6 protein-coding genes are annotated in these 7,431 nt (G+C 39.5%); 4 read left to right on the forward strand and 2 right to left on the reverse strand.

From position 1 onward, the window contains the following. Nucleotides 1-12 precede the first annotated feature (12 nt). The gene (locus tag ACLTU0_RS09685; RefSeq protein WP_022230357.1) at nt 13-528 is read right to left on the reverse strand and encodes a hypothetical protein; all 516 of its coding nucleotides are present in this window, start codon (nt 526-528) and stop codon (nt 13-15) included. Between the two features lie 141 nt (nt 529-669). Here ACLTU0_RS09685 and ACLTU0_RS09690 point away from each other — a divergent pair, with 141 nt between their 5' ends. From ACLTU0_RS09690 to ACLTU0_RS09705, 4 genes are all read left to right on the forward strand, one after another. Further along, the gene (locus ACLTU0_RS09690; RefSeq protein WP_308456672.1) at nt 670-3,246 is read left to right on the forward strand and encodes a calcium-translocating P-type ATPase, PMCA-type; all 2,577 of its coding nucleotides are present in this window, start codon (nt 670-672) and stop codon (nt 3,244-3,246) included. A gap of 3 nt (nt 3,247-3,249) precedes the next feature. Further along, entirely contained in the window at nt 3,250-3,480 is a 231-nt protein-coding gene (locus tag ACLTU0_RS09695) for a FeoA family protein (RefSeq protein ID WP_308456671.1), read from the forward strand. Continuing rightward, entirely contained in the window at nt 3,481-5,379 is a 1,899-nt protein-coding gene (feoB, locus tag ACLTU0_RS09700; protein WP_412322239.1) for a ferrous iron transport protein B, read from the forward strand. Between the two features lie 182 nt (nt 5,380-5,561). Next, nucleotides 5,562-5,945, forward strand: coding sequence for a metal-dependent transcriptional regulator (locus ACLTU0_RS09705; RefSeq protein WP_308456669.1), 384 nt, complete (start codon nt 5,562-5,564; stop codon nt 5,943-5,945). A 182-nt stretch (nt 5,946-6,127) separates the two neighbouring features. On the opposite strand, the gene ACLTU0_RS09710 is transcribed toward ACLTU0_RS09705, so the two are convergent. Beyond that, on the reverse strand, nt 6,128-7,363 hold the full coding sequence (locus ACLTU0_RS09710; RefSeq protein WP_308456668.1) for an NAD(P)-dependent oxidoreductase: 1,236 nt from the start codon (nt 7,361-7,363) through the stop codon (nt 6,128-6,130). Nucleotides 7,364-7,431 lie beyond the last annotated feature (68 nt).

The following is a 7,431-nucleotide window of genomic DNA, read 5'->3' on the forward strand; positions in this document are numbered from 1 at the left end:
ATGTTTATGACATCACAAAAGCCATGACGGAAGTTTATTTTTCTTTTCTTCTTTCTTTTCCTCGATCGGTTTTGTTTCTTCTGTTTTCTCGATTTTGATTTCAATCTTTTTAACCTTTGTCACGTCCTTTTTCTTCGGTGCGGTTCTCTTAGGTTTTGCCTGCTTTTTCGGCGTATCGTTTTCTAAATTTTTGATACATTCTTCTATTTCTTCGTCAGTTTCAAGAGGCTCACTTTTAAATCTGTCCGCAAAAAGCTTGCCCTCTCTTTCGTGAGTTCTGTTGAAATATCTCGCATAGCTTGTCGTGACAGGTTTCATTGTCATTGAAATTCCCTTTTCACCCTCTTTTACAACAAGACGAATTTCCGACTTTGTAAGATAATAGCTATGTACAATACCCGTTGCGAAATTCTTTTCAAGAATTTCAACAAACATTTTTTTATCCTCGTCTGTTACAAAAAGTTCATTGCCTTTCAGCGTAATATAATAATTACCGCTTTTACTTATCTCTCTTGCCTTTCTTGCCATTTAGTGTCCCTCCTTTTCTTACATTATAACACATTTTCGGAGGGGACACTAAAACATTTTGATTACAATTTAAAGACAAGTTGGTTATAAATACAGGCAATACGGAATAGTTATATCGTATAAAACAGAGGAGGTATAAAAATGCAAACATACCACAATAAAACCGTACAGCAAACCGCCGAATTGCTCGGTACGGATATAAAAACAGGACTTACACATGACGAGGTAAAGAAACGACTTCACCATTACGGCAAAAACGAACTTATCGAAAAAAAGAAAAAGAACATATTTATAAAATTCCTTGAACAATTTAATGATTTTATGATAATTATACTTCTTTCCGCCGCTGCGGTATCATTTATAACGTCAATTATGCAAGGTGACGCGGATATAACAGAACCTGTAATAATTCTTGCAATCGTCATATTAAACGCATTGCTCGGAGTTATTCAAGAAAAACGTGCCGAAAAAAGTCTTGAGGCTTTAAAGAAACTATCATCACCCCATGCCTGTGTACTCAGAAACGGCAATGAGCTTAATATTCCTGCCGCGAACGTTGTTCCCGGTGATATACTTATAATATCGGCAGGCGATCTTGTTGCCGCAGACTGCCGTCTTGTCACATCTAACAACCTCACAACAGACGAATCCTCTCTTACCGGTGAATCTGTAAACGCCGAAAAAGACGCATCGGTTGTACTTGAAGAATTCACGGCACTTGGGGACAGAAAAAATATAATCCTTTCTTCCACCTCCGTAACAGGCGGAAAAGCCACCGCGATAGTTACAGGCACGGGAATGAATACGGAAGTCGGACACATTGCGAATATGCTCCTTGATGATGAAACACCGCAGACACCGCTTCAGCTAAAGCTTGCCGATACAGGCAAAACACTCGGTATTGCCGCACTTTTCGTATGCCTTGTTATTTTTATTGTCGGCCTGTTCCGTCATCTTCCGCCGTTTGATATGTTTATGACAGCCGTTTCTTTGGCGGTTGCCGCAATACCTGAGGGACTTCCGGCAATAGTTACGATTATGCTTGCAATCGGCGTAATGCGTATGTCAAAACATAACGCAATAGTACGAAACCTTCCGTCTGTCGAAACGCTCGGCAGTGCGTCCGTAATATGCTCCGACAAAACAGGCACTTTAACGCAAAATAAAATGACTGTAACTTCATTTTATACGTACGATGAAAAAAAGCTGATACGACTTTGTTCGATGTGTTGCGACTGTGATGAGGGACACAAAAGTCCGACAGAAAGTGCAATACTCGCCGCCGCAAAAAAACACGGTTTTGACAAGTCCGTACTTGACAAAAAATACAGACGTATTGCCGAAATACCTTTCGACTCGACACGCAAACGAATGACTACAATGCACAGGGACATAAAAGGTTATAAAACAATAATAAAGGGTGCATTGGAATTTGTACTTCCGCTATGCACCGATATTTATAACGGTCAAAAGGCTATTCCGCTTACTTCACAGAGCAAGCGAAAAATTATATCCGAAAATTCAAAAATGACTTCGGACGGTTTGCGTGTAATCGCGGTTTGTTATCGTGATGATTACACAAAGACAGCAATCAACGAAAACAATATGGTATTTATCGGTCTTATCGGCATTGAAGACCCGCCGCGAAAAGAGGCAAAGCAATCCGTAGAACTTTGTAAAAGAGCAGGTATTCGTCCTATTATGATAACAGGCGATCACGCAGAAACGGCTTTATCTGTTGCGAAAAAAATCGGAATTGCGGACGATAATTCAAAGGTTATGACAGGCGATATTCTTGAAAAAATATCGGACAACGAACTTGCACTCACAATAAATCAATACAACATATTTGCACGCGTTACTCCGAGCCATAAAATGAAAATTGTAAAAGCGCTTAAAGCCAACGGTGAAATTGTCGCAATGACAGGTGACGGTGTAAATGACGCGCCTGCACTTTCCGCCGCCGATATTGGATGCAGTATGGGTATAACAGGTACGGACGTTGCAAAATCAGCATCCGATATGGTGCTTACGGACGATAATTTTGCTACCATTATATATGCAGTCCGTGAGGGCAGAAGTATTTTTTCAAACATCAAAAAAGCGGTACAATTTTTGCTTTCAAGCAACATAGGCGAAATTCTGACCGTATTTTCGGGTATTATGTTCGGTTGGTCGTCACCGCTTACCGCTATACAGCTTTTATGGGTAAATCTCGTCACCGACTCACTTCCTGCTATTTCTTTGGGACTTGACACTCCCGACAGCGATATAATGGATAAACCGCCGCGTTCACCGAAAAAAGGTTTATTTGCCGACGGACTTTGGCTGACAATCATATTTGAGGGCTTGATGATAGGTGCACTCGCACTTTTGGCATTCACCATAGGTGCAAACATCTTCGGCGGTATTACAGCAGGTCGTACAATGGCATTTGCGGTGCTTAGTATTTCTCAGTTGGTACACGCATTTAATATGAGAAGTGAACACTCCGTTTTTAAAGCCGGTATATTTAAAAATCCTTACCTTGTGCTTTCACTGATTTCGGGACTTATTTTGGAGGTGTCGGTAATTTCCGTTCCGTACCTTGCAAATATTTTCGGAGTTATTCCGCTCAATGCTATGGGCTGGATTGTTGTAACGGTACTGTCCGTTATGCCTCTTATAATCGTTGAGCTTCAAAAGTTTGTCAGCTCGTTTGTATGGCGAAAGGACTGATATATGAATTTAAGCAATTTAAAGAAAAACGAATCCGGCGTTATATCCGCAATACGGTTAAGCGGTTCAATTAAACGCCGTCTTTCCGATATGGGAATGACGCCCGGTGCAACCGTAAAAATGCTTAGATTAGCACCGCTCGGCGATCCTGTCGAATTTCGTGTACTCAACTGTAACATAGGTATACGAAAAAAGGACGCCGAAAAAATTTTTATTCACAAGGTGGTGAAATGAATGTCCGATACAAAAACAGTCGTTGCTCTTGTCGGCAATCCGAATTGCGGAAAAACAACTCTTTTCAACGAACTCACAGGCAGTAATTATGATGTCGGCAACCGCATAGGCGTTACTGTTGAAAGCAAAAAAGGCATATGCCGTTACAACAAAAATATGCTTATAGTCGATCTTCCGGGTATCTATTCCCTTTCACCGAACAGTGCGGAGGAAATTATAACGCACGACTTCATTATAAATGAAAAGCCCGATTTAATACTCAACATAGTTGACGCAACCAACCTCGAACGCAATCTCTACCTTACAACACAGCTTGCCGAAACAGGCGTGCCTATGGTAATCGCACTGAATATGGCGGACGCAGTTAAGAAAAACGGTTTTGAAATTAATGCAAATATGTTGACAAAACGTCTTAATATACCGTCTGTTCCGATTTCGGCAAGCAAATGTATCGGGATTGAAAAACTCATCAAAGAATGTAACTTAGGCGGTAATACACAAAATCAAATTAAATACAATGCGGAAATTGAAAGGGCAATTTCCGCATTATGCTTAAAAAATAAAATAAGCCGTTTTTACGCCATACAACTTACAGAAAAAAATGATACCGAAACACATATAGCGCAAGCTCGCTACAAATTCATAAAATCAGTCGCAGCCGACTGCGTAAAAATAATCGGTCAAAACAGACAATTTCTTCTGACCGAAAAAATAGATTCAATCGCTATGCACCCATTGTTTGCGATACCGATTTTTATACTTGTAATGTTTTGTGTTTTTCAGATAACGTTCGGAACTTTTGGTTCGATGATGTCCGATATGCTCGACACCCTGTTTAACGTTCAGTTTGCAAATATGCTTGAAAATATTTTAACATCAGCCGAAGTCGGTGCATTTTTCAAAGGACTTTTGCTTGACGGAATAATATCCGGAATAGGCAGTGTCATAACATTTTTTCCGCAGATAATGCTGTTATTTTTATTCCTTTCCTTTCTTGAAGATTCGGGATATATGGCACGAACGGCTTTTATTATGGACAAACTTTTTATAAAAATCGGTCTTTCGGGCAAGTCGTTTGTACCTATGATAATGGGATTTGGGTGCAGTGTTCCTGCGACAATGGCAGTCAGAACGCTTGACAACGAACGTGACAGAAAACTGACAATGCTGTTGATACCGTTTATGTCGTGCGGTGCAAAAATGCCGGTTTATGCGGTATTTACAGCGGCACTGTTTCCGAATAATGCAGGTATCGTCACATTCAGTTTATACATTTTAGGGATAGCTTTAGGGGTAATTTCGGGATTGATTTTGTCAAATACGGTATTCAAAGGCGATGAACCGCCTTTTGTACTTGAACTTCCACCCTACCGAATGCCGACTTTCAAATCGACATTTAATCATATGTGGGATAAAGTCAAGGACTTCCTTACAAGAGTAGGTACTGTAATTTTGTTTGCAAGTATAATCATCTGGCTTTTGGAAAATCTTGATTTTCATTTGCATTTAACCGCTGACAGCGAATACAGCATTATCGGCACTTTAGGAAAACTTATCGCACCGATATTTAAACCTTGCGGATTCGGTAATTGGAAAGTTGCGGTAAGCCTTATTTCAGGTTTTGCCGCAAAAGAGGCAGTCGTGTCAACTATGTCAATCCTATACGGAGCATACAACACCGCCGACCTTGTATCGTGCCTTACGACTTCATTCACTCCCCTGTCGGCATATTCGTTTTTAACGTTTGTACTGCTTTATGTGCCTTGTATCGCCGCAGTGTCAACACTCCGCAGTGAACTCAACTCACGAAAATTAACCGCATTTTCGGTATTATATCAGCTTTCTGTTGCGTGGATAATGTCAACGCTTGTATTCCAAATCGGTAATTTATTTGTATAGACTTCACAAAATTAAATTTTTTTATGTTAGCTATTGCAAATTAAAGTGATTTAGGTTATAATAAAGGCATAATTTAATTGATATTAATTTTCGAAACCAAAGAGGGTTTTAGAAACAGTAATGTTTCTATACCCTCTTTATTTTTTTATTAGTTTGCGGACAGAAAGGCTATGGTGATTAATATGTTAGTTGATAATGATATTTGTATCTCAAGCGCACTGGAAGATTATCTTGAATCAATATATGAAATTTCAAAGCAAAAGACGAGTGTGCGCATAACGGATATTGCCCTTGCACTCAAAATATCAAAACCAAGTGTGAACAGAGCGGTAAATACTCTAAAAAAGCAAGGTCTTGTTTCTCACGAGCCTTACGGCGATATAATTCTTACGGAAAAGGGTTTTGAGCTCGGTGAAGCAGTATATCACCGTCATACGATGATTAAAAAATTCCTTGTAAATGTTCTTCATATTCCCGAAGATGATGCCGAAAAAGAGGCTTGCCAAATTGAGCATAATATAAGCCAAAATACAGTTGAAAAAATGAAAAGTTTTATGGAAAACTAAAAAGGAGTACCGAAAATGAACTCATCGACGTACATTTGTACGTTAGAGTTTATTTTCACAAAAAGTGCAAAGGCAAGCCGTATATCAAAGATAGGCTTGCCTTTGTTTATAATATCCGTAAATTAAATTCAAATATAAAATAATATTTTGCACTGTTCGGACAATTTATCGACCTCCTGAATTTATAAATCTCTTTCGTGCATTAAACCCTTCATATAATCGTCCATTGCGTCTGCAACTTGCTTTGAATACGCAACCGCCTCAACAACCGTTTTCGCACCGCGGACAACATCGCCCGACGCAAAAATACCGTCACGCGTAGTTTCTCCGAACGTGTTTGTTACAAGCAAACCTTTTTCATTAACTTCCAAGCCTGTCGTTGTTGAAACAATTCTGTCCTTCGGACCTTGACTTATCGCAATAATCGTTGAATCTGCCTGATAAAGATTTTCCGTTCCTCTTATCGGCGAAAGATTTCCTTTTCCGTCACATTCAAGTTCAACAAATATAACTCCGTCATCTACAATTTCCACAGGCTCAACGTGTACCACGAATTCAACACCGTCAATCTTTGCATAATCCACTTCACGCTGACTTGCTGCCAAATGGTCACTTCTTGAAAATACCGTAACCTTTTTAGCACCGTGTCTTAAAGCAGTTCTTGCAACGTCCATTGCCGAGTTACCCGCACCGATAATATTAACCGTATCGCCAAGTCTGTAAACATCGGGATTGGTAAGATAATTAATCGCATAATGCACATTTCCGAGCGTTTCGCCTTTTATATGAAGTGTGTTCGGTTTCCATACACCTGTACCGATAAATATTGCACTGTAACCGTCACGGAACATATCGTCAACGCTTATAGTCGTACCTATTGCCGTATTCGGTCTGATTTTAATACCAAGCTCAATCAATTTTTCCTTATATCTTTCCAAAATTGATTTCGGCAATCTGAATTCGGGAATACCGTATCTCAACACGCCGCCGATTTTTTCTCTTGATTCAAATATCGTAATATCATATCCGCGCTGTGCAAGTATTACCGCAATGGTTATACCGGCAGGACCTGAGCCGATTATACCTGCTTTCAAGCCGTTTTTTTCAATCCCCGAAAAACCAAGTTTATCAAAATAGTTTTCGGAAATATAATTTTCAATACTGCTTATATGAACCGGTGAGCCTTTTCTGTTCAAAACGCAATGTCCCTCGCATTGATTTTCATGATTACATATAAGCGAACAGACGATTGAAAGCGGATTATTCTCAAACACCATCTCGCCGGCTTGATTTATATCCCCCTCTAAAAACGTATGTATCATATCCGGTATCGGTGTATGTATCGGACATCCCTCTCTGCACATAGGTTTCTTACAGTTCAAGCATCTTTTTGCTTCATTAATAACGTGTATCGCCATTTCACATTTCCTTTCTGCAACATATTTACTAATTTGATTTTAACATATTTTATGTGAACATTCAACAG

The organism is Hominilimicola sp. (assembly GCF_046972485.1).
Taxonomy (GTDB): domain Bacteria; phylum Bacillota; class Clostridia; order UBA1381; family UBA1381; genus Hominilimicola; species Hominilimicola fabiformis.

Excerpts from the sequence above, each read along its gene's own strand:
- ACLTU0_RS09685 (WP_022230357.1), bottom strand. The coding sequence starts at position 528 with ATGGCAAGAAAGGCAAGAGAGATAAGTAAAAGCGGTAATTATTATATT.
- ACLTU0_RS09690 (WP_308456672.1), top strand. The coding sequence starts at position 670 with ATGCAAACATACCACAATAAAACCGTACAGCAAACCGCCGAATTGCTC.
- ACLTU0_RS09695 (WP_308456671.1), top strand. The coding sequence starts at position 3,250 with ATGAATTTAAGCAATTTAAAGAAAAACGAATCCGGCGTTATATCCGCA.
- feoB (WP_412322239.1), top strand. The coding sequence starts at position 3,481 with ATGTCCGATACAAAAACAGTCGTTGCTCTTGTCGGCAATCCGAATTGC.
- ACLTU0_RS09705 (WP_308456669.1), top strand. The coding sequence starts at position 5,562 with ATGTTAGTTGATAATGATATTTGTATCTCAAGCGCACTGGAAGATTAT.
- ACLTU0_RS09710 (WP_308456668.1), bottom strand. The coding sequence starts at position 7,363 with ATGGCGATACACGTTATTAATGAAGCAAAAAGATGCTTGAACTGTAAG.